This window comes from Streptomyces rectiviolaceus (assembly GCF_039533825.1).
Lineage (GTDB): Bacteria > Actinomycetota > Actinomycetes > Streptomycetales > Streptomycetaceae > Streptomyces > Streptomyces rectiviolaceus.
In genome coordinates, this window is the sequence record NZ_BAAAUG010000069.1 from 39,593 (window position 1) to 59,528 (window position 19,936).

A 19,936-nucleotide genomic window follows, 5' to 3' on the forward strand; every position below is an offset into this window, starting at 1 on the left:
AGCAGGCATGAAAGATGGGAACCGCCCACGCTAAAATTGGTACGAGCCCGCTCGTAGGAATCGATCACTTCGAGACTGCAAAGGTTGGGGTAACGTTGGCCTACTATCGAGACATGTCGGCGTACAGATACGGGAATGGAGTGCCCAATGCCGTCAATATCGGGTGGCTGGGCTGGCGAAACCCGTTCTTCCGGCGTGGACAGATGCCTGAAGAATTGGTTGAAAAGCTAAAACGGCTGGCTCTTAACCCCGAATGGAAAACGAGAGGGTATCATCGATGCCCATTCTGCCCTCCCGGTAAACGCGCGACGATTCGCGTCGGAGCAAAAGTCTTGATCCTCGGGTCTGCCGAGATCGTGGTGGAATCTGACCTCGGGAAGGTGTACGACAGTCCTGACTTGATCGTGCATTATGTTGAGAAGCATTCCTACTTGCCCCCACCCCCCTTTCTTGAGGCACTGGGTTCTATGAAAATCTAGGGCTGCGGATCTAGACGGCAGTTCTACCGTCCGCCTGGGCCGTGCGGAACTGTACAAACCTTCCTTGAGGGTCGACTGTGCCCCTGCCACTCAGTACCGAACGTCGAATCGCGGCTGAACCAGGCCGTGCTAGCTTTCCAAGCTCGGCGAGCGGGAGTACAGCAGCACCCCACCTGACCGGACATCCAGCAGCACGCTGGATCTCCACCTGGTCGCGGCGAGGTTTCAGCGTGCTGCTGGCGCCGTCGGCGGGGGGGGCAGTTGCGCTCACCCGGCGACGGGGTTCAACCCGGGAGAACCGGCCGGCGATCCGGCTCATCAGTCCTTCGAATGCCTCCTGCCAGTGGGCAGGCACTACGCCGGCGTCCGAGGCCGCCGCGTGATCATTGGTTGTCCACACAACACCCCATGATCAACGGCGGCCTCGGATGCCACCGAAGCCAGTAGTCGGGCCCCTCGACTCGGTAGCGAACGTCGACACCGGCAACGAACCGCAGCTCACACACGAGCCGACGGGCGCCGTCCGGCGCCAAGCGGTGCGGCGCCAACAGCAGCTCCAGCTCGTCATAGCGGGCGTCGACCCCGCCGTGGCCCGGATGGCTCTCCTGTCCAACCTCCCCCGCCTCACGGCGCTCATACCACCTGGCGTAGATCGCCCACTGTTCGCGCTCCAGCTCCGCCACCGCCTCGCTTGCGGGCCAGACCTGGTACTCATCGACTTCATGGCTGTGGTCGTAGACGTGCATCTCGAAGTAGTGAGGCTTCCCGTCGATGTCAGCAAGGCCTGCCCACGGTTCGCCGTACCACTCCGACTCGGCGTGCACACGCTCGAAGCCGTCCGCGATCAACTGCTCTTCGCCCCAGATCTCAGCCACGCAGGCAGGCTACCGGCGAGCAGTCTCCGTATCCATGATCACGATCTACGGCTGGAGTACTAGTGGAGTTGACATGGTGTGTCGGCCGTCAGCCCGGAGGGCACCGTGCCCACCTACGAGACGCTCCCCGCTTCACCGCCGACCTCCAGCACTCGCCCCCGCCCAGCGCCGGCGCTTCCGCCGCATCCTCGACCGCCTCCATGCGGATGCGCTCGCGAAATGCCCGCCGTTCGTCGGTCAAGCCACCGCCTTGCGGATACCTCATGCTTCGGGCATACCGCAACGATCACCACACGTCAGCACTCAACGACACCACGCTCGAACGCTCAGTAGCGATCGTTCGATCGATGGCGTCGATGCGGCGAATGCGGGTCGGTTCGTCTGGGGCCGGCTGGCCCTGGAAGAGGGTGCAGTATTCGTCCAGGAACCATGAGAAGAATGCGCCGTCTCGCGTCCGTTCGATGTGGCAGGTGGGAAGGAACGCGTCGCGGACTTCGCGCGTTGGCACGTCAGTTGGCGGTCGGCGGGCGGTTCAGGCGTTCCGTCAACCAGGCTCTCAGTTCGTGGTGGCGGAACTCATAGGCCAGGCCAGCGACACGCAATAGGCCCGTTTCGGCGGCCCAGTTGAGGAATGCGCCCGTGCGCCAGGGCAGGCGGCCGCAGGCCCACAGGCGAAATGCCAGGTACCAGGCGCACCAGCGTGCCGGCTCGGCGAGTACGCCCCACCCGAACAGGACGAGGATGTTGGCCGTGATTCCCACCCACGTCGGCAGAGCAGTCGAGGTGTATTGAAGCGTGAAGAGTGCCGCCACTCCGGTTGCGGCCACTGCACCGGTCAGCAGAACTCGGCGCATCGGCCTCAGGGGACTGCCTGGCAGGGTGCTGCCGGGGTGGACTGCGATGACAACGGGCCGTTTGCCGGTGAGTACGGCCCAGCCGCTCACGCCGATACCGCTCAGGCGAGCAAGAAGGGCGAATGCGGGCCAGCCGACGGCTACTGCCACAAGGGAGAGGAACACCACGTGCAGGTAGGAGGACCAGTACGAGGAAGATGCGTTGTCCGCCCTGTCATAGAGGTTGGGCCAGTAGTGCACGCTCATCACCAGGGCGCCGAAGGAGGCGACGGTGCAGAGCAGAGCATGCAGGCAGGCGCGCATGCAGGTCCTGAATTCGGCGACTGCCTGCCAGTGCTGCTCAACGGGCACGAATCTCACCATGCGGGGCCCCTGCGGGTCGCTGGCAGTGAAAGCTCCCAGGCTCGCACCAAAGACAAGGCACAACAACCCGTTGAACCCAACAGAGCCACTTGCCCACGGCGTTGTGGCCTGCGTGTTGGCGTATGCCCAGGGCGTGAACAGCAGCACTCCTAGGAGGGTTCCTGTGAGTGCGGCCACCGCCTTGGCTCTGTGACCCCTTTCCAGGCCCCACAGTTCGTGCAGCACGATGGCCTGCTTGCCGCTGTCACGTAAGTACCGGGCCAGTTCACCAAGCCATCGCTCGGCATCGCGTGGGCTGTAGCGGTGGCGTGTGTCGAGCGGATGCAAGGCAGCGGCCGAGGACACGTAGAGGCCGATGAGGTATTCATCGGCGGCGGCCAAGCCGCGTCGGACATGGCTGAGCAGTTCCCGGGGGTGGGTGCCGCCGGCCAGGGCTGCGGCGACCAGGGTGACACGCCACGGTGTGGACAACCAGGGCACGGGTGCCGCCGGGTCGCTTGCATCCAGCGCGTCCAGGAGCACCGCCAGGCGGCCGGCGGGCGTTGTGCTGCGCCGGGTGAGGTAGCCGCGGGCCTGGCCCGCGGTAAGCGGGGCGATCTGGATACGAGTGGACTGGGCCAGAGCGTGGCCGGAGTCGGCTAACGCGCGGTAGTGCCCAGAACGGCAGGCGAGTACGACGGGGGCGCCGCCGTGGCCGCCGAGGTAGGCGTCGAGAGCCTTCATCACAGCGATGGCACGCGGCGCGGCAGCATCAGGATCACTGCCCGCGTCCATCTCGTCGAGTCCGTCCAGCACGGGCAGGATCCGGCGCTTGTCCACCAAGAGTTGTGCACTGTGCGGCACGACGCCGTACTCGGCGGCGATGCGTTTAACCAGCCACACCTCGAATGCAATGCCGGTGTCCCAGTCGGTGAGCGCCAGCCGGATCGGTATAGGACCGTCGGCGGTGTCATCATGCAGCAGGCCCAGGACAAGCTCGATGGTCAGGAAAGTCTTCCCAGCACCGGGTGAGCCCGTGATGACCAGCCTACGCCGACGCTGCGCGCGGTAGAAGGCGACGATGCCTTCGACGTGACAGTCCTGGCCTGGATCGGCTGGCGCACCGGACGGCTCGTCCATGACCTGGAAGCTGAGGTTGATCGCATGGTGGTCACGGCCGAGCAATTGGTAGCGCTGCGGCCCCCATCGCTTCTTGGAGGAGGACACCAGCTCCTCGATCACCTTGTCCACGTCGGGCTCTGCCCGGTTCTGCGTCCGGGCCAACAGCAGCCCGTACAACGTCAGGGGCACGCCGATGACAGCGGCCCAGTCAGCCCCCCTGTAATCGCCGCTCAGCCCCGCCTGCAGCGCCCAAATCGTCGCCACGAACGCAAAACATGCCAGTACGCGGCTTTCCAGACGTCGGCGACGCCAACGCCGTGCTCCCCCATCGGACATGAGCTGATGATGCTCCAAAAGCAAGGCCCGAAACGGGTGCGATGGCATGCCCCTCGGCCTTCGACCTCCTGATCGAGACCGTGCACGAACACACCGCCTAAACCGAAAGATCGTTAACAGACGGCAACTGACAACTGCTGAACGTCACCGCTGGCCATGACCACGTCGAAGTGTTCAAACGGTGCGCGTGCACTGGCGGCGTCGTAACGCACCCGTGACCGAAGGCCGGCCGACCCCGAAGGCCACCACAGCAGCCCCCGTACCGCGATCTCCCAACCCGGTGACAGGGAACCCACGATCGGGAAGAAGTACGCCGCGAGCACTCGAGCCCATTGTGAGACGGTTCTGCGGACCTTCTACGACTTCCACCTCGCCAGCAACTCTGGCTCGCTGCTGATCACCCCGTTCCCGCTGGACCGTTCCCGCCGCCGCGGGCGAGCCAACGCCCATCACCATCCGATGGAGGACTTCAGGGCCCAGCGGACCGGTCGGTACCGTCCGCGCGTCCCCGAGCGGATCCCGCGCCGAATACCCGACGACAAGTACACCGAGGTCTTCGCCGGGCTGCGCTCGCACCGGGACCGGGCCCGCTGGCCTCATGGGTCTCCACCGGCGCCCGATCGGAGGGAAGCCGCCGCAGGGCCAACTCGCCCAACCCGGGCGGCCCTCCTCACGTCACGGGCCGACCGCTACCGCTCCCGAGGTCGTTAGCGGAAGTCGTAGTCCTCATCCATGCCGCTGGAGAGCCAAATTTCCTCGGCTCCAGCGAAGGAGTGCCCCTCAGGCTCCTCCTCGTGATCAACGAAGTCCGGACCCTCGATGTGATCCTCACCGATCGTGCACCGGCAGGGGAAGACCTCCTGTGCAGGCTCACCGTTGACGAGGCTGTTGACGGCGCGGTCATGCAAAGGTCCCGTAGGCATAGCCCGATGCTACCGAGTCGGACCAACGCTCCGGCTTCCGCAGCCGCAGGCTTCGTCATTATCTTCATCGGTGTGGGTACGTTCGGGTCGCTCGGCACCAACATGGTCGTCGGATCCGTACCGCCCGAGCGGGGCGGTTCCGCGGCGGCTCTGTCGTCCATCAGCGGTGACCTGGGCAACGCGCTCGGTGTCGCCACGCTCGGCAGCCTCGGCGCCGCCGTCTACCGCGACACGCTCGCACCTCCGGCCAGCACCCCGGCGGAGGCCGCCGACGCTGCCGGGGCGAGCATGGAGGACGCCGTCACCGCCGCCGGCGGGCTGCCCGCCGAGGCCGCCGAGGCCCTGATGGCGGCCGCTAAAGCGGCCTACACCAACGGGCTCAACACCATCGGCATCGCCTGTGCCGTCATCACCGCGGTCAGCGCGGTCATCTCGCTCACCATGCTGCGCAAGCGCGGTGGCACCGTCCCGTCCGGCGAGGTCCCGCAGCAGCGGGAAAACCAGCATGAAGGGAGCACCGGGGCAGCTGCGGACTCGCTGTCGACGCCTGGATGAACCCGCCCTTGTCGAAGGCCCGGTGAGCCGCTGAAGACCCTGGCGCGGCAGAGAACAGCCATCGCCTGACGGAAATCGCGAGCGCAGGGCGGCAGCCCCACCGACCGAACTGCACACGGTGGAGAACCGATGCCCCACTCAACCACCTATCCACAAAACGTCGTTGTGGACGGGTGGTTGTCGGCTGCTGCCAGGGGTCTGGAGGCCGTGCTCACCGGAGGCAAACGGTTGGCGGCGATGGCGGTGAGCCCGGACGGCGCCTACCTGGCCACGTCCGAGATGGAGATGGGCGACGAGCCGTGCATCTGGCGGATGGCCGACCGGGAGCCCATCCTGCGCTGCCGGATCGGTCTCGGGGTCGGGGCCCTGGCATGGTCTCCCGACGGCCGCTGGCTGGTGGCGAACGTGGACGCTGAACCCTGCGGCGACCCGACAGAAACGTACGTCTTCCGCATCGGACTGCCGGCCGAGCCCTCGGCCGCCGCTCAATAGCACTGGTTTCAAGATGCTTCGACGGGTTACCCCGTGTCGTTCCTCTACGCGGCGTCGGCGATGAGGTCTTCGATGGTGATGGGCAGCTTGCGGATGCGCCGTCCGATGGCGTGGTGGATGGCGTTGGCGATGGCCGGGGCCACACCTGCCTGGCCCACCTCTCCGACGCCCTTGACGCCGAGGGGGTTGACCACGGTGTCCTCGACCTCGACGAAGTCGACGTCGATCTCGGGGGCGTCGGCGTTGACCGGCACCAGGTACTCCCCCAGGCTCGCGTTGGCCCAGCGGCCGGTGCCCGGCTCCATGTGGGTGGCCTCCAGGAGTGCCTGGCCAAGGCCCCAGATCATGCCGCCCATGAGCTGGCTGCGGGCGGTCTTGGCGTTGAGCACGCGGCCCGGGGCGAAAGCACCGGCCAGGCGCCGGACTCGTACGACGCCGAGTACGGGATCGACCGCGACCTCGGCGAACTGGGCGCCGAAGGTGAGCGAGGCGAACGGGGTGTCGTGCGGGGGCGGGCCCCAGGAGCCGGTGGCTTCGGCGTCCGGCAGGAAGTTCCGCCGCAGGAGCTCGGCATAGGACTCCCCCGTACCGGGGGTTTCGCGCAGCACCATCCGGCCGCCGCGCAGGACGACGTGGCCGGGGTCGGCCCCGTGCAGGGGCGAGCCCGGGTCGGCCACGGCCTGGGCGATGAGCTGGTCGCGCAGCGCGCCCGCCGCTGCGTGGACGGCGGCGCTGACCATCCCGGCCCCGGAGGAGCCGACGGTGGCGGCCACATGCGGCAGATCGGTGTCGCCGCCCTCGAAGCGACACTGCTCCACCGGCAGGCCGAGGGTCTCGGCGGCGACCTGCGTCATCGCGGTGAGGACTCCGGTGCCGATGTCGGTGACCGCGGCCTGGACGACGGCGGTGCCGTCCGCGTACACGCGGGCACGGGCGCGGGCGGGGTTGCTGGGGCCATAGACGGGATAGGCGGTGGCGGCCATGCCGAGGCCGATCAGCCAGTCGCCGTCCCGGGCCGGGGCTTCGGCCCGGCGTTGCCAGCCGATGCGTTCGGCGCCGCGCCGGTAGCACTCCTTGAGACCGTTGCTGGACCAGGGGTTGCCGGAGGCCGGGTCGGTCTCGGCGTAGTTGCGCAGCCGCAGCTCCAGCGGGTCGAGGCCGAGCCTCTCGGCGAGTTCGTCCATGGAGGTCTCCAGGGAGAACAGGCCGGTGGCCTCGCCCGGGCAGCGCATGAAGGTGGGGGTCATGGTGTTGGCGCGGATCAGCCGGTACGTGCCTTCGTAGTTCGGGCACGCGTACATCTGTCCGGCCACCCCGAGCGACGGCTCGGCCCAGTGGTCGAAGTGCGAGGTGGGCGACAGCTTGTGGTGGCGCAGTACGGTGAGCCGCCCTTGGTCGTCCGCTCCCAGGGTGAGCCGGTGTTCCTGCTCCTCGCGATGTCCGCAGGAGGAGAACATCTGCTCGCGGGTGACGGCGAGACGCACCGGTCGGCCGACCTTGCGGGCGGCGAGTGCGGCCAGGGCGGGGTGGTGCCAGACCATGGCCTTGCCGCCGAAGCTGCCGCCGGTGAAGTGGCTGATGACGCGGATCCGGGTGTGCGGGATGCCGAGTTGGGCGGCGACGGTGTGCTGGGTGGCGGTGACGCCCTGGGTGGTGTCGTGCAGCGTGAGCCGGTCGCCTTCCCACCAGGCGGTGGCGGCCGAGGTCTCGATGGGATTGTGGTGATTGGCGGCGTACGTGAAGGTGTTCTCCACCGTGACGGCGGCCTGGCTCGACCCCGCCGCCACGTCGCCGCGTCCGGCCCGGCCGGGGATGAAGCCCGCGAAGATGGCCTCGGGTTCGTACGCCTGGTCGCGGGCCTGGTCGATGACGGTGACGGAGGGCTCTTCGGCGTACGAGAACCGCACGAGGCGCGAGGCGTACAGGGCGCGCTCGTAGGTGTCGGCGACGACCAGGGCGATGTGCTGTCCGGCGTAGTGGATCTCGTCGCCCTGCATCGGGAAGAACGTCTCGCCGGGCGCGACCGCACCGGCGAGGGAGGGCAGCAATGGAGGCTGGCCCGCGATCTTCCCGATGTTCTCGTGGGTGAGGACGGCGAGGACCCCTACCGCCCGCTCGGCCTCCGCGGTGTCGATGGAGGTGATCCGGCCGCAGGGGATGCGCGCGCCGACGGACACGGCGTGAGTGAGGCCGGGCAGCGCGATCTCGGCCGCGTAGCGGGCGGCGCCGGTGACCTTGGCGTGGCCGTCGACCCGGTCGAGGGGGCGGCCGATCACGCCGTCCGCGGGAGTGCTGGTACTCATCGCCGATCACCGTCCCGGGTGAGGGTCTCCAGGGCGCGGACCAGGGTGCGCCGCGCGAGTTCGGGCTTGAAGGCGTTCATGGCGGTGGTGCGGGCGGCGGAGAGCTCCTCGCGTGCGGCGCGTGCGAAGTTCTCGGGTGTCGCGGGGGCCCCGAGCAGGAGCTCCTCGGCGCGGCGGGCCCGCCAGGGGCGGGTGCCGATGCCGCCGAGCGCCAGCCGTACGCCGCTGATGACACCGGACTCGACGCTGATCGCCGCGGCGACGGAGACCAGGGCGAACTCGTAGGACTCGCGGTCGCGGACCTTGAGGTAGCTGGAGTGACGTGCCAAGGGCAGCGGTGGCAGCTCGATGGCGGTGATCAACTCTCCGTGTTCCAGCGGGTGTTCCCGATCCGGGGTGTCTCCGGGCTCCAGGAAGAAGCCGTCGATGTCGTGGACGCGTTCCCCGCCGGACGTGCGGGTGTGGATGCGGGCGTCCAGCGCCACAAGCGCCACCGCCACGTCGGAGGGGTGGGTGGCGATGCAGTGCTCGCTGGTGCCCAGTACCGCGTGGGTGCGGCTGATTCCGCCGAGGGCGGCGCAGCCGCTGCCGGGCCTGCGCTTGTTGCAGGCCGACTCGCCGTCCCGGTAGTAGCCGCAGCGGACCTTCTGCAGCATGTTGCCGCCCATCGAGGCCATGTGGCGCAGCTGGGCTGACGCCCCGAGCACGAGCGCCCGGGAGACCAGGGGGAAGCGTTCCCGTACGGCGGGATCGGCGGCCACGTCACTCATCCGGGCCAGCGCGCCGATCCGGACGCCTCCCTCGGGCAGCGCCTCGATGCCGGCCAGCTGCAGCCGGTTGATGTCCACCAGGCGGCGCGGCGTCAGCACGCCCTGGCGCAGCAGGTCGACCTCCGTGGTGCCGCCGGCCAGGAAATGGGTGTCGGGGTCGGCGGTGACGGTACGCACGGCGCCGTCGATGTCCTCGGCCCGCAGATAGCTGATGGGTCGCATGCCCTGCTCGCTCCTCAGACCCTCTCGCGGGCGGCGCTGATGGCCGCCCTGATGTTGGGGTAGGCGGCGCAACGGCAGATGTTGCCGCTCATCCACTCCTTGATCTCGGCGTCGTCCGCCGCATGCCCTTCCTGGACGCATCCCACCGCCGACATGATCTGTCCCGGCGTGCAGTAGCCGCACTGGAAGGCATCGTGGGCAATGAACTCCTCCTGCATCGGATGCAGTTGACCGTCACCCGTGCCGTCCGGCTCGGCCAGCCCCTCGATGGTGGTGACCTCCGCGCCCTCGCAGGTGATCGCGAGCGTCAGACAGGACAGGACCCGCCGCCCGTCCACCCAGACCGTGCAGGCGCCACAAGTGCCCTGATCACAGCCTCGCTTGGCCCCCATCAGATCGAGTTCCTCACGCAGCGCCTGGAGCAGGCTCACTCGCGGCTCGATCGCCGTGCTCCGCTCGCGCCCGTTGACTCTGAGCCGCACCCCGACCGGACCTGGACCGCGCTCGGCCGCTCCCGCCGCCTCGCCCGGTCCCGGTGCCTCGTCCGCCCCCGGTGCCTCGCCCGCCCCCGATGTGCGCACTGCCATGACGGTGTCTCCTTCGGCCGCACTGATGACGCCTCACGCACAGCGAGCCTCGCACGGAGAACGAAGCGCAGCAATTTGACCAATAAGTCGCAAATAGGCAATGTCCCTGTTTGCCGTGTCGCCATGGCCGAATCAGCACAGAGGGCCGACGCCACCGGCGAGGACCAGGTCAGCGCCGTCTGCACCTGGCTGATGGAACCGGGCAGGGAAGCCGACTTCGAGGAGCGGGCGCACGGCATCCAGCGGGCGGCCGTTGCCTTCCGCGACCACCCGGAAGAGCCGCACGTACTGCTCATCCACCCTGTCGTGCGCGGTCGGCTCGCCCTGGCGCGGCGGCTGGCGCGGCGAGGCCCGTGCCTTCCGCCGCCTCTCCAGCCATGTCCGTCGAAGCCGGGACCATGACGCAACCACATTCATGATCTCGAAGGACTCTTCTGGACCCGGGAACGCGTGAACCAGAAGCGAACATTCCAGAGGCAAACGCCATGGTTCGCCACCTCTTCCGCGCAACAGATATATCTACCAACATGAACATGCCTGGTCAGAGCACCCCTGGCAGGTGATGGGGGTAGCGCGCCCCGCTTGCGCGGGCCAACGGATCCCGGAGGCACACCATGCGCACCGTCACGAAGCAGGCCGTGGAGTGGCTCGCCGCCGCTGCGGCCAACCCGCGGGACTGCAAGCGGGAGTGGAACGGCGAGATGGGGGCAGTGGTGCTGGCCTGCGGGCGGTACTGGGACGTGCTGAGCGTGCCGGAGGATCTGGGCATGCTGGCGCTCGACGCACTGCTGTGCATCCCGCAGCCGCCCGGTCCGCGCTCGCGGACACCGCCGCCCGCCGGGTGGCCTTCTTCCTGCCGCCGGACCCCGAAGGCCGCTGGATCGGTACGGGCGTCCGGTATGCGGGCCGAGGCGCCTGGATCGCGGTGCCCGCACCGCATCGAGCCGCCGGGCGACTGCGCTGGCTGGTCCCGCCCGACGGCACCGGTGCGCTGTTCGTTCCCGCCGCCATGGAGCTGTCTCTTCAGCTGGCGCTCGGCCAACTCGCTGCCCAGGCCACCACGAGGCGACGGTGCCCGACGTGCGGGGTGCCGACCGCGGGACCCCGCAGCCGCAGTGGCGGCCGGCCGGGCTGACCGGGGGCGGGCGCCCCAGCGGCAGTTCGACGCCGCGTTCCCACCGGCCCGGGCTCGGCACGGCAGTCGACTGCTGGCGCTGCCCGGTCATCGCGGGGGCGACGGAGGCGAGGGCGGCCCACTGCGCGTCCCACGCACCTCGGCGCCCGAAGAACACCACCGTTCACATCTGCCGTCTATAACACGCTTCCTTAACCTCTCGGCTCACACGCTCGGACTTCGATCCCGTATGACCCCAGAATTTCCGTGATCAGAGAAGCCTCGACCTGGGTACCTTGCCACCCGCCGGTCGTGTAGCCCATGCCGATGGCGGCGTCGGTGGCTGCTGCGGCGGCCAGGGCGCGGCCGCCGGAGAGGCCGAGGCTGCTGGCGACGCCGGCGCCTGCGGGGGCGAGGTAGCCGGCGCCGGCGCCGATGACGGCGCCCTTGGCGGTGGCGCCTGCGAAGTCACCCCAGTCGAAGTCGTCGCGGTGGGTGAGGGCGTAGATGCCGCCGCCGAGGACGCCGCCGATGCCCGCCCCGATGCACATGGGGCAGTTGCCCGAAGGGTCGGAGAGGTTGGACGGGTCGTTGTCGGCGTAGGTGTAGGGCGACTTGTTGGGGTTGTCCAGGGCCGCGGGCATGGGGTCCTGGGTGGTGAAGCGGCGCTGGTCTGGGTCGTAGGAGCGGTCGCGCAGCAGGAGGCGGTCGGGCAGGTGTCCTAAGCCCTCTGGTGCCCTTCGAAGCCATTGCGCCTTGTTGGCCACCGTCCAAACGGCTACGTCAGCCGAGCAGGCTGTCTGGTGCGGCGCCGAGTGGCGGTCTGCCGCAGACACCGGCAGGGACGCACATGGCCGATGAGCGAGAAGTACCAAAGGTCACTGCCAGGCGCCTGGTTCACCTCGCTCTCCTCGCGATAACTCGAGGAGCCGGGACCGCAGTCGGCGCTGCCCTCGTCAGCGCAGCCCTCTCCCTGTTTCACCAGGGAGTCCTGGGTTGACTGATGGTTTCAAAATGAGGTTCGGAGTCGTCTCAAGCAGATGATGCTGCAGGCGAGTTGGAGGAGACCCAGGTGGAGGTCTGCGCGCATCTCGTAGCGGATCCGCAGGCGTTTGAACTGGTACAGCCAGGCAAATGTGCGCTCCACGACCCAACGGGTCTTTCGGCGCTGATCGCCGGCGTGCTGATCGATATGGCGTCGACGGTGTTCACGGCCGTGCCGATCGCCGTGCAACTCGAGGGCAGCCGCCCGGCGCCGCCGGTGCACCCCAAGCGCGGCGAGGACAACGGAGCGCGGAGCCCGCTGGCGCAACGCGGACGGGCGCGGGATTCCGGCGCCGTGGTGTGAGCGGAAGGTTGGGGGGCGACGAGCGGTGAGTCGGACCCCACCCTGCCACCGGCCACCGGCCACCGGCCACCGGCCACCTGAAGACGGGTTCAGGTGGCTTCAGGTTGTCTTCAGGATCAATCCGCCACTGTGGATCTTGTCGAGCCCACCGCCTCGCACCAACCGACGCGCCGTCAATTGGCGTGCCAGGAGGAACTTTCCGATATGCAGCCCCTCATCGATCACGCCCGGTCCTTCGACCTACAGTCCGCGGCACGACCCGAGGAGTTTGCCCGACTCGCCGAAGGCCAGTCCCCGCAGGTTCTGTTCATCACCTGTTCCGACTCCCGGGTCGTCCCCTCATTGATCACCGGGGCCCGTCCTGGTGAGCTCTTCGAGCTGCGGACCGCGGGCAACATCGTCCCTCCGTACGCCTCCGAGCAGCCCACAGGCGAGGCGGCCACCATCGAGTACGCGGTGGAGGTGCTCGGAGTCCAGGACATCGTCGTCTGCGGCCACTCGCACTGCGGCGCGGTGGGCGCGCTGCTACGCGGTGACGACCTGACCTCCGTCCCCGCGGTGCGCGACTGGCTCGCGCACGCGACGCCCCGGCCCGACGGGGTGGTGGAAGACCCGGCCGTCGCCCAGGCCGTGCAGAACCACGTGCTGACACAACTGTTGCGACTTCGTTCCCATCCTTACGTCGAAAGCCGCCTCGCGCAGAACCAACTCCGCCTGCATGGTTGGTTCTACGAAGTGCACACGGGGTCCGTACTGGCCCATGACGTGCACGGCGACACCTTCCAGGCCCTGTGAGCGCGACCGTGGACCACCGGACGAAATTCCCTCATCTGCGGCAGGACTTCGCCGCCTCGCTCGTCGTGTTCCTGGTCGCCCTGCCGCTGTGCGTGGGCGTCGCCGTGGCCTCCGGTGTGCCGGCCGAACTGGGCCTGATCACCGGCATCGTGGGCGGTCTGGTCACCGGCATGATGCGCGGCAGCAGCTTCCAGGTCTCGGGCCCTGCCGCCGGACTGACCGTTCTGGTCTTCGAGGCCGTGCAGGAATTCGGGCTGCCCGCACTCGGGGTGATCGTGCTCGCGTCCGGCCTTCTCCAACTGGCTATGGGAGCCTTCAGACTGGGGAGCTGGTTCCGAGCCATCTCGGTCTCGGTCGTCGAGGGCATGCTCGCCGGCATCGGACTCGTGATCATCGCCGGCCAGTTGTACGCGGCGGCCGGCATGACGGCTCCGGCCTCCGGCCTGGGCAAGATCTCCGGGCTGCCCCGGGCACTGGTCGATGCCGCCGGGAGCAGTACTGCCCTCGCATCCCTCGCTCTCGGCGCGGGCACCATCGCCGTCATGCTGGTGTGGAAGCGGCTGCCGCGGCCCGTACGGTCCGTTCCGGCGGCGCTCGCCGCGGTCGCGCTGGCCACACTGGCCTCTCTGGCATTCGCCATGCCGGTCGACACGGTCGAGGTGCAAGGGCTGGCCGGCTCCATTCAACTGCCCGGGCTCAAGGCCATCGGTGGGCTCGCCGACGTGAGCGTGCTCGGGACTGTTCTGGCCTTCACCCTGATCGCGTCGGCCGAGAGCCTCTTCAGCGCGGCGGCCGTGGACCGGCTGCACGACGGGCCGCGCACCGAGTACGACAAGGAGCTCATCGCCCAAGGCACAGGCAACGTCGTGAGCGGGTTCCTCGGCGCGCTGCCGATGACCGCGGTCATCGTGCGCAGCTCCGCCAACGTCCAGGCAGGCGCGCGGACCAAGGCCTCGCGCGTCCTTCATGGCGTATGGCTGCTGCTGTTCGCGGCGTTGCTCCCCTTCGCACTGGCGCTCATCCCGATCCCGGCCCTCGCGGGCGTCCTCGTCCATGCGGGGTGGAAGCTCATCCCGCTGCGTTCGACAGTGACGCTGTGGCGCGCGCACCGGGGCGAGGCGCTGATCCTGGTGGTCACCGCGGTGGCGATCGTCGCGGTGAACATGTTCGAGGGTGTTCTGATCGGCCTGGCTCTGTCCGTGGCGAAGACCGCCTGGCAGGCCTCGCACATCAGGCTTGAGGTCACCGACAAGGGCGCCGGCCCCATCGAGGCGTGCCTGACGGGCAACGCGACCTTCCTGCGGCTGCCGAAGATCCTCGACAACCTGGAGGCGCTGCCTCAGGACCGTCCCATCCGGCTGGATCTCTCGGGCCTGCACCACCTCGACCACGCGTGCGGGACGGCGCTGGAGAACTGGTCGGCGCGGCACAGCGCGGCCGGGACCGAGCCGGTGAAGGTCACTGAGCTGCCATTGGAGCGGGCAACGTCCGGCTGACGCACCCTCTCGCGGGAGCGTAGCGTCCCTCGCTCGGGCCCCTGTCTGACGTGGCGGGGCCCGAGAGAGGGACGCTGGTCGGCGATCAGGGCTCAGGTTCCGGGCGCCGCGGAGTGTCCTGGTGTCGCCGCTCCCCCAGCGCCGGAAAAGCGGTTCGACCGCGGGGCTTGCGGTGGGACGGTGGATTGTGCTTATGCCACTGGGGGCCGTGTGGGGACGTCGCAGTCGAAGGTCGATCTGTATGCAGCGATCCGCCGTGACCATCAAGGGGGCATGTCGCAGCGGGCGTTGCAGCGCAAGCACAACGTCACGTGGCGGACCGTGCGGCGAGCGTTGGATGGCCAATGGCCGGAGACTCGCAGGCAGCACCGGCGCCGTGAGTCGCGGCTGGATTCTTACAAGTCGCTGATCGATGGAACCTTGCAGGCGGATCTGGATGCGCCGACGAAGCAGCGGCACACGGCACAGCGGATCTTCGACCGGCTGGTGGACGAGCACGGCGCCCAGGACATCAAAACTCGCTGACATTGATCTTGCTGAGCCACACGAGTTGACTCCCGAAAGCACCTCCAAATGACTCCCCAACGAAGGCTCTGGTCCACTCTTCGTGGTGGGCTGACAGACCGTAATGTCGGCCTCCTATGACCAGCAGTGAGAGGCTGACGTGAGCCAGTACTACGACTTGGGCGACCGAACCCTGTGGAACCCGTCGAACGGGGCGTCCCGGCTGTTCATGAGCCAGGTCACCGTCTATCAAGCCGAAGTGGGTCTGCCATCCGGCATCGGCCCCATGGAAGCTGATGAGTGTCAGATCGACCCCATCTCATTCGCAGTGTTCGTCGACGCCCTGCTCGACTGGCATAGCAAGACCAGACACGCCGTCATGGCCACACTGTCCGAAGGGTTCGTTGCCACGGTGCTGGCCTTGGCTGAGACAGCGAACATCGAGGTGAACTGGCAGACGGCCGAGCGCGCCGAGAGCCATTATCTCAAGACGGCTTCGAACCCCCATGCAAAGGAGTGGACAGCCGCGCTGCAGCAGAAGTCACGGGAGCTCATCCGACACATGGCGCCCTGAGCTTCATCTGCCCGCGCCTTTTGGCAACTCGCGAACGTGGCCCTACGTGTAGAGCAGGACACGCTTGCGGAGGAGACCGAAGCCGGCTCGGCCGAACATCTGGCGCTTGAGCATCTTGATCCTGTTGACGTGGCCTTCCACGACGCCGGAGTTCCAGGGCAGGCTGAGGCCAGCCGTGACGGCGTCGAGGTCGCGCAGTAGGTGCTGAGCGAAGTGGCGAAGGCTGGGCAGTTCGGGGGTGGCGCTGGCTGCTTCGATCCACTCGGGGAGCCGGTCGCCGTGTAGGTGGGTGAGCATGTGGCCGAAGAAGCGCACGTGCTCGGCGAGTGCCGTCAGTTCGGGGCAGTTGGCCAGGGCTGCTTTGAGCTGGATCCGGTCGCCCTCCGGTAGGGCGTCGGGGTGGGTGAGGATCCAGCGCGTGACCGCGCGGGCCGATGGCGGCCGGGGGCCGACCAGTTGGGGCTTGCCGCGAAGAGTCCTGCTGACGTAGTCGCGGACGCTGGCGTATCCGCGTGGATAGCCCTGTTCCTTGATCTCCTCCCACAGTTTCCAGGCGTTGGTGCAGCCTTCCTGCCAGCGCTGATCGAGGTAAGGCTTGTAGGCGTCGAGCCTGGTCGCACGGCTTTGCCACTGACCGGTGAACATCTCCTCCGGAGTCGTGGCGCGGGAGAAGCGCAAGATCGTGTTGAGGGTCATGCCGAGCTGCCGGGCGACGGACCGCTTGCTGTGACCGGCGGCGAGGAGGGCGTGAATGGTCGCGTGCTTGGCGCGGGTGCGCTCGGCGAACCGGTGCCCTGTCGGCCAGGGCGACGAGCCGGTCGGCTCCGCCTGCTCTTGCAGTTTCTCCGGCCGTGCCGGCATGGGACGCAAGCAGCCTCGGTGCCGGTAGACCCATTTTTCGGCGGCCTCGCCCAGGTTGTGCCACAGGTGCCATCGGTCGGCGACCTGGAGGGCCTGTGGGGCGCCGCGGGTGGCGCCTTCGGCGAAGAAGGTGGCCCGGTCACGGCAGATGATCTCGATGCCGGGCCGCTCGGCGAGCCAGACCGCGAGCGTGTCGGCCTCCCGGTCGGGAAGGAGGTCGATCGGACGTCGTGTTTCGACGTCGACAAGCACGGTTCCGTAGACGCGGCCCTTGCGCTGGGCGTATTCGTCCACGCCGACCACGCGGGGCGTGGTGGCGGCGGCCGCAAGGAAGGCGAGCAAGCCGCCTGAGCGGCTCGTAGGCGACCGATCCCGTCCCCTGGGGTGAGAGCACCTAGGGGGTACAGGGCGGCCCACACGGCCCGGTTCTCGTATAGCTACGGCCAGGTGTCGTGTGCCTGAGAGTGATGCTCTGGGGTTTGATCCCGTGGTGGGCTCTGACCCCGATAGCGTCCCGCCTGAAGTACGAGACATGGGAGGACGTCGCCAGGCCACGGCAGGGACTGTGGCCGGTGAAGCAAATCTCGATCCCTGAACGGGGGCCAAGGCTCGATCACCTGGCGTGTCCAACGCGTTCGAGCGGCTACAGCCTGCCGAGAACCTCGGCGGCCGCGCAGTCCTGGCAGGCGCGGCCGCCCGGCCGGGCCAGTGCGGCAAGGGCCTGGCCCAGGTCGAGTTCCGGACCGCCGGGCGGGGCCAGCTCGCACCCGTCTTCGTGAACGACGGCCCCGGTTGCCGGGCTGCCCGGACCGCCAGCCTGAGTCTGCTCGACGGTCCAGGCGTTGAGGTGCGGCAGGAGCGCGTCGGGGACGGTCAGGGGCACAGGTTCGAGGTTTACCTCGTCCTGAGTGAGATAGTCGTGGAGCCTGCGCGGGCCTTTGCGCGGTCGGTAGGACGCATCGTTGTCGTAACGGTCTTTGGCGGTTTGCGAGAGGTATTCGTACCCGTCGAGAAGACCTTGTTTGTTCGCGGACTTTCCGATGGGCCGGTGCAACCGCGGGACCAGTCGGTAGAAGCCCTTGCGTGAGTTGTGCTTCGCACCCATGCTGTCGGGCTCGGGCGGCACCAGGAAGATGCTGGGTTTCGGGGGCATCTCGCTTGGCTCGCCCTCCCTGGGGCCGAACCGCAGCCCGTATCTGTGGGCCTGGCGGATCATCCACAGCAGGGTGATATCGGACAGCCCCTTCTCCGGGTAGCCGCCGCCGACGTCTGTGTGCACTCCAGCGAACCACACCTGCTTGAGTTCCTGGCCCTTCTCGGCGGCACCGGGCTGCTGATGCCACAGCGTAGGACGGAACCGTCGCCGCTGCTCATCGATGGCCAGCGCCTGGAAACCCCCCTTCACCCAGCTGCTCAGCTCGGTGTCATGGAAGGCCCCCCGGCGCGGCAGCCACCGGGGACCCGGGATCCCAAGGGCACCGACCGTGTCCCACACCCCGATGAAATGAATCCCCGTCTCATGTGCGCCGTATGTCTGGCGGAACAAGATGGAGGCCGTGCCATTCGGCTTCTTTTTCTTCCTCCCGCTGCGGTACAGGTCCCACGCTTCCTCGATCCTGCCGGTGTGCGTTTCGGGCAGGATGCCGCAGTTGCGCACCAGGCCGGCCAGGCTGCGTACGGTGAACGCTCCCCGGCTAAAGCCGAACAGGTACAGCTTGTCGCCGGGCCTGTAGGTGCGGACGAGCCAGTCGTAGGCGTGCAGGACATTGGCGGACAGTCCCCTGCCGAACGCGCCGCCCCGCAGGCGCATCTCTTGGGGTACGCCGACACCATGGCGGTAATACACGACCTGGTCGGCTTGCGGGCAGACGGATACGGCGACCTTGGTGACGTTCGTCGCGCTGGGCTGGTCGGCGAAGTTCCACGTGCCGTCACAGCAGACAATCAGACGTCGTCCCTCCTTGGCCATGGCATCCCTTTCCGGGAGAGTCGTTCGTGATCGCACGCGCTGGTTGGCGCGGCGCTGGGGTGCCCCCGTCATCCCGGGCACCCGGAAGGCCGAGGTTCAGCACGGTTGGTGCCCCTGCTGGCCCGCATGCGTCCGCAACCAGGCGATCAGAGAGTGCGCCCGTGCGCATCTGCGGCCTCCGCTCAGCTCCGCCACCTAGCGCAAGCGGGCCGGTCGGTGCCCCTGCCGCCGCCCCCAGCGTGGCCAGCGAAGTGCCGTGCGGCGTAGCCGCCTCGTTCGGCGGTAGTCCGAATGCGGTAGGGCGGGCGGGGAACCAAGCTGCCCATACAACCTGCACGAGGAGGTTCGTTCATGGCTACTTCCGATTGGGCAGTCGTCTCCGTCGAATCGCCAAGACCACCCGCGCCATTCGCCACGAACCCGAAATAGCACTCGCCATCCTGGGCATCACCAACAACCCAGACACTCACGGAACTTGATCAAACCCTGGGGGCTGGGATGGCACACGGAATGCTAACGAGTTACCATTCGATGCGGACGTGGACAATATTATTGGAGCCGGGGTCGCCACTGATCGTAATCTTGTAGTGCAGGTCAACGGCGGCGGGCACGGAAAACGACAAGCCCACATCATCGGTACCGTTCGTATCCGTTTCTTGCCTATCAGCGTAGGTTGCGCCTTGGTCATCCTCAGACCATATGTCGACGCCGATATGTGTTACGTATGCGCTAGAGAATGAGAACGATACAGAGGTCGAGCTTTGATTGACAATCTCACCATCAACAGGAGTGAAGCTCGACATTTGAAATGACGAAGTAGACATGATCTCCTCGCTAACTCCGGACGGGACCGCCATTTACCCCAGGCCCACCGTCTCGGGAACTCCACAGTACGGGAAGCCAGGGGATTAGGCGCTTATCGCCAACCATGATCATAGTGCTGCGAGTGCCGACTAACCGACCTGTGGCATCTAGCGGCACTCCCCTCTTCACAATTTGACGTCCGCCTGATGATGCTATGTTGAAGGACACATCGGCTCTGGCGACTGGGTGAACGTTATTCGCCCGTTTCGGGGAGCCAGTGCCCCTCTATCCAGGATCGGCGCAGTTATGACCAGTCAGAGTCAAATATGGAGAATCGGACTCCTGCGATTCCTTCTGGATTTTCACCGGTTCCGCCTGAGCAGGCCCCGCCCCCTTCCGCTGAAAGGAAATAGTGGGCGGCCGTCGGATATGGGGTATGTCCCATATCGCCTTGCTCCAAATCCCAATTGATAAGCTGCGTCTCTTGTCCCCCTGGCGCGATCGAGCCGAAAGTCCCATCAGCGAAATTTCCGGTCCCAAAGGGAGCTGCTGTAAGTCGCACTGTGCCGCCCGTGGCGATAGTGCGACTTGATTTGTTGAATATCGTTGCC

The 19,936-nt window shown here is 67.5% G+C and carries 18 protein-coding genes and 3 pseudogenes; 9 read left to right on the plus strand and 12 right to left on the minus strand.

The window, feature by feature from the left end:
• The first annotated feature begins 14 nt into the window (after positions 1 to 14).
• On the plus strand, positions 15 to 479 hold the full coding sequence (locus ABD378_RS19760; protein ID WP_486389300.1) for a DUF7919 family protein: 465 nt from the start codon (positions 15 to 17) through the stop codon (positions 477 to 479).
• A gap of 383 nt (positions 480 to 862) precedes the next feature.
• On the opposite strand, the gene ABD378_RS19765 is transcribed toward ABD378_RS19760, so the two are convergent.
• The 4 genes from ABD378_RS19765 to ABD378_RS19780 all read right to left on the minus strand — a co-directional run bounded on the left by ABD378_RS19765 (position 863) and on the right by ABD378_RS19780 (position 4,931).
• Positions 863 to 1,354 carry a hypothetical protein gene (locus tag ABD378_RS19765; RefSeq protein ID WP_344522244.1) on the minus strand — a complete coding sequence of 164 codons (492 nt, stop codon included), beginning with the start codon at positions 1,352 to 1,354 and terminating at the stop codon, positions 863 to 865.
• A gap of 286 nt (positions 1,355 to 1,640) precedes the next feature.
• Positions 1,641 to 1,862: a nuclear transport factor 2 family protein gene (locus tag ABD378_RS19770; RefSeq protein WP_386546471.1), complete on the minus strand. Its 222-nt coding sequence runs from the start codon at positions 1,860 to 1,862 to the stop codon at positions 1,641 to 1,643.
• A gap of 1 nt (position 1,863) precedes the next feature.
• Positions 1,864 to 3,936, minus strand: coding sequence for an NACHT domain-containing protein (locus tag ABD378_RS19775; protein ID WP_344522245.1), 2,073 nt, complete (start codon positions 3,934 to 3,936; stop codon positions 1,864 to 1,866).
• A 779-nt stretch (positions 3,937 to 4,715) separates the two neighbouring features.
• The gene (locus ABD378_RS19780; RefSeq protein WP_344522246.1) at positions 4,716 to 4,931 is read right to left on the minus strand and encodes a hypothetical protein; all 216 of its coding nucleotides are present in this window, start codon (positions 4,929 to 4,931) and stop codon (positions 4,716 to 4,718) included.
• Between the two features lie 72 nt (positions 4,932 to 5,003).
• Between ABD378_RS19780 and ABD378_RS19785 the strand changes: the two genes are divergently transcribed.
• A complete protein-coding gene (locus ABD378_RS19785; RefSeq protein WP_344522247.1) occupies positions 5,004 to 5,486 on the plus strand; it encodes a hypothetical protein in 483 nt (160 codons plus the stop codon).
• 129 nt (positions 5,487 to 5,615) lie between these two features.
• Positions 5,616 to 5,978: a hypothetical protein gene (locus tag ABD378_RS19790; RefSeq protein WP_344522248.1), complete on the plus strand. Its 363-nt coding sequence runs from the start codon at positions 5,616 to 5,618 to the stop codon at positions 5,976 to 5,978.
• A 44-nt stretch (positions 5,979 to 6,022) separates the two neighbouring features.
• Here the strand turns inward: ABD378_RS19790 and ABD378_RS19795 are convergent, their stop codons facing one another.
• From ABD378_RS19795 to ABD378_RS19805, 3 genes are read right to left on the minus strand one after another with little or no spacing between them, the layout of a single operon-like run.
• The gene (locus ABD378_RS19795; protein ID WP_344522249.1) at positions 6,023 to 8,281 is read right to left on the minus strand and encodes a xanthine dehydrogenase family protein molybdopterin-binding subunit; all 2,259 of its coding nucleotides are present in this window, start codon (positions 8,279 to 8,281) and stop codon (positions 6,023 to 6,025) included.
• On the minus strand, positions 8,278 to 9,273 hold the full coding sequence (locus tag ABD378_RS19800; RefSeq protein WP_344522250.1) for an FAD binding domain-containing protein: 996 nt from the start codon (positions 9,271 to 9,273) through the stop codon (positions 8,278 to 8,280). Before ABD378_RS19800 ends, ABD378_RS19795 begins: the two co-directional genes overlap by 4 nt.
• 14 nt (positions 9,274 to 9,287) lie before the next feature.
• Positions 9,288 to 9,860, minus strand: coding sequence for a (2Fe-2S)-binding protein (locus ABD378_RS19805; RefSeq protein ID WP_344522251.1), 573 nt, complete (start codon positions 9,858 to 9,860; stop codon positions 9,288 to 9,290).
• 123 nt (positions 9,861 to 9,983) lie between these two features.
• Here ABD378_RS19805 and ABD378_RS19810 point away from each other — a divergent pair, with 123 nt between their 5' ends.
• Entirely contained in the window at positions 9,984 to 10,262 is a 279-nt protein-coding gene (locus ABD378_RS19810; RefSeq protein ID WP_344522252.1) for a hypothetical protein, read from the plus strand.
• Positions 10,263 to 10,474: 212 nt separating this feature from the next.
• Positions 10,475 to 10,995: pseudogene (locus ABD378_RS19815) on the plus strand (hypothetical protein).
• 191 nt (positions 10,996 to 11,186) lie between these two features.
• Here the strand turns inward: ABD378_RS19815 and ABD378_RS19820 are convergent.
• The gene (locus ABD378_RS19820; RefSeq protein ID WP_344522254.1) at positions 11,187 to 11,741 is read right to left on the minus strand and encodes an RHS repeat-associated core domain-containing protein; all 555 of its coding nucleotides are present in this window, start codon (positions 11,739 to 11,741) and stop codon (positions 11,187 to 11,189) included.
• Positions 11,742 to 11,983: 242 nt separating this feature from the next.
• A pseudogene (locus ABD378_RS19825) lies at positions 11,984 to 12,136 on the minus strand (transposase); the annotation flags it as partial.
• Positions 12,137 to 12,526: 390 nt separating this feature from the next.
• On the opposite strand from ABD378_RS19825, the gene ABD378_RS19830 reads away from it, so the two are divergent.
• From ABD378_RS19830 to ABD378_RS19845, 4 genes are all read left to right on the plus strand, one after another.
• Positions 12,527 to 13,117, plus strand: coding sequence for a carbonic anhydrase (locus ABD378_RS19830; RefSeq protein ID WP_344522255.1), 591 nt, complete (start codon positions 12,527 to 12,529; stop codon positions 13,115 to 13,117).
• On the plus strand, positions 13,114 to 14,613 hold the full coding sequence (locus ABD378_RS19835) for a SulP family inorganic anion transporter (protein WP_344522256.1): 1,500 nt from the start codon (positions 13,114 to 13,116) through the stop codon (positions 14,611 to 14,613). The genes ABD378_RS19830 and ABD378_RS19835 overlap by 4 nt, the downstream gene beginning before the upstream one ends.
• Positions 14,614 to 14,823: 210 nt before the next feature.
• The gene (locus tag ABD378_RS19840; protein WP_386546462.1) at positions 14,824 to 15,138 is read left to right on the plus strand and encodes a hypothetical protein; all 315 of its coding nucleotides are present in this window, start codon (positions 14,824 to 14,826) and stop codon (positions 15,136 to 15,138) included.
• Positions 15,139 to 15,277: 139 nt separating this feature from the next.
• Positions 15,278 to 15,691 (plus strand): DUF6086 family protein, encoded by a 414-nt coding sequence (locus tag ABD378_RS19845; protein ID WP_344522257.1) that lies wholly within the window; start codon positions 15,278 to 15,280, stop codon positions 15,689 to 15,691.
• 42 nt (positions 15,692 to 15,733) lie between these two features.
• On the opposite strand, the pseudogene ABD378_RS19850 reads toward ABD378_RS19845, so the two are convergent.
• The 3 genes and pseudogenes from ABD378_RS19850 to ABD378_RS19860 all read right to left on the minus strand — a co-directional run.
• A pseudogene (locus ABD378_RS19850) lies at positions 15,734 to 16,855 on the minus strand (ISL3 family transposase); the annotation flags it as partial.
• A gap of 340 nt (positions 16,856 to 17,195) precedes the next feature.
• The gene (locus ABD378_RS19855) at positions 17,196 to 18,521 is read right to left on the minus strand and encodes a phospholipase effector Tle1 domain-containing protein (protein WP_344522259.1); all 1,326 of its coding nucleotides are present in this window, start codon (positions 18,519 to 18,521) and stop codon (positions 17,196 to 17,198) included.
• A 521-nt stretch (positions 18,522 to 19,042) separates the two neighbouring features.
• Positions 19,043 to 19,345, minus strand: coding sequence for a hypothetical protein (locus ABD378_RS19860; RefSeq protein ID WP_344522260.1), 303 nt, complete (start codon positions 19,343 to 19,345; stop codon positions 19,043 to 19,045).
• Positions 19,346 to 19,936 lie beyond the last annotated feature (591 nt).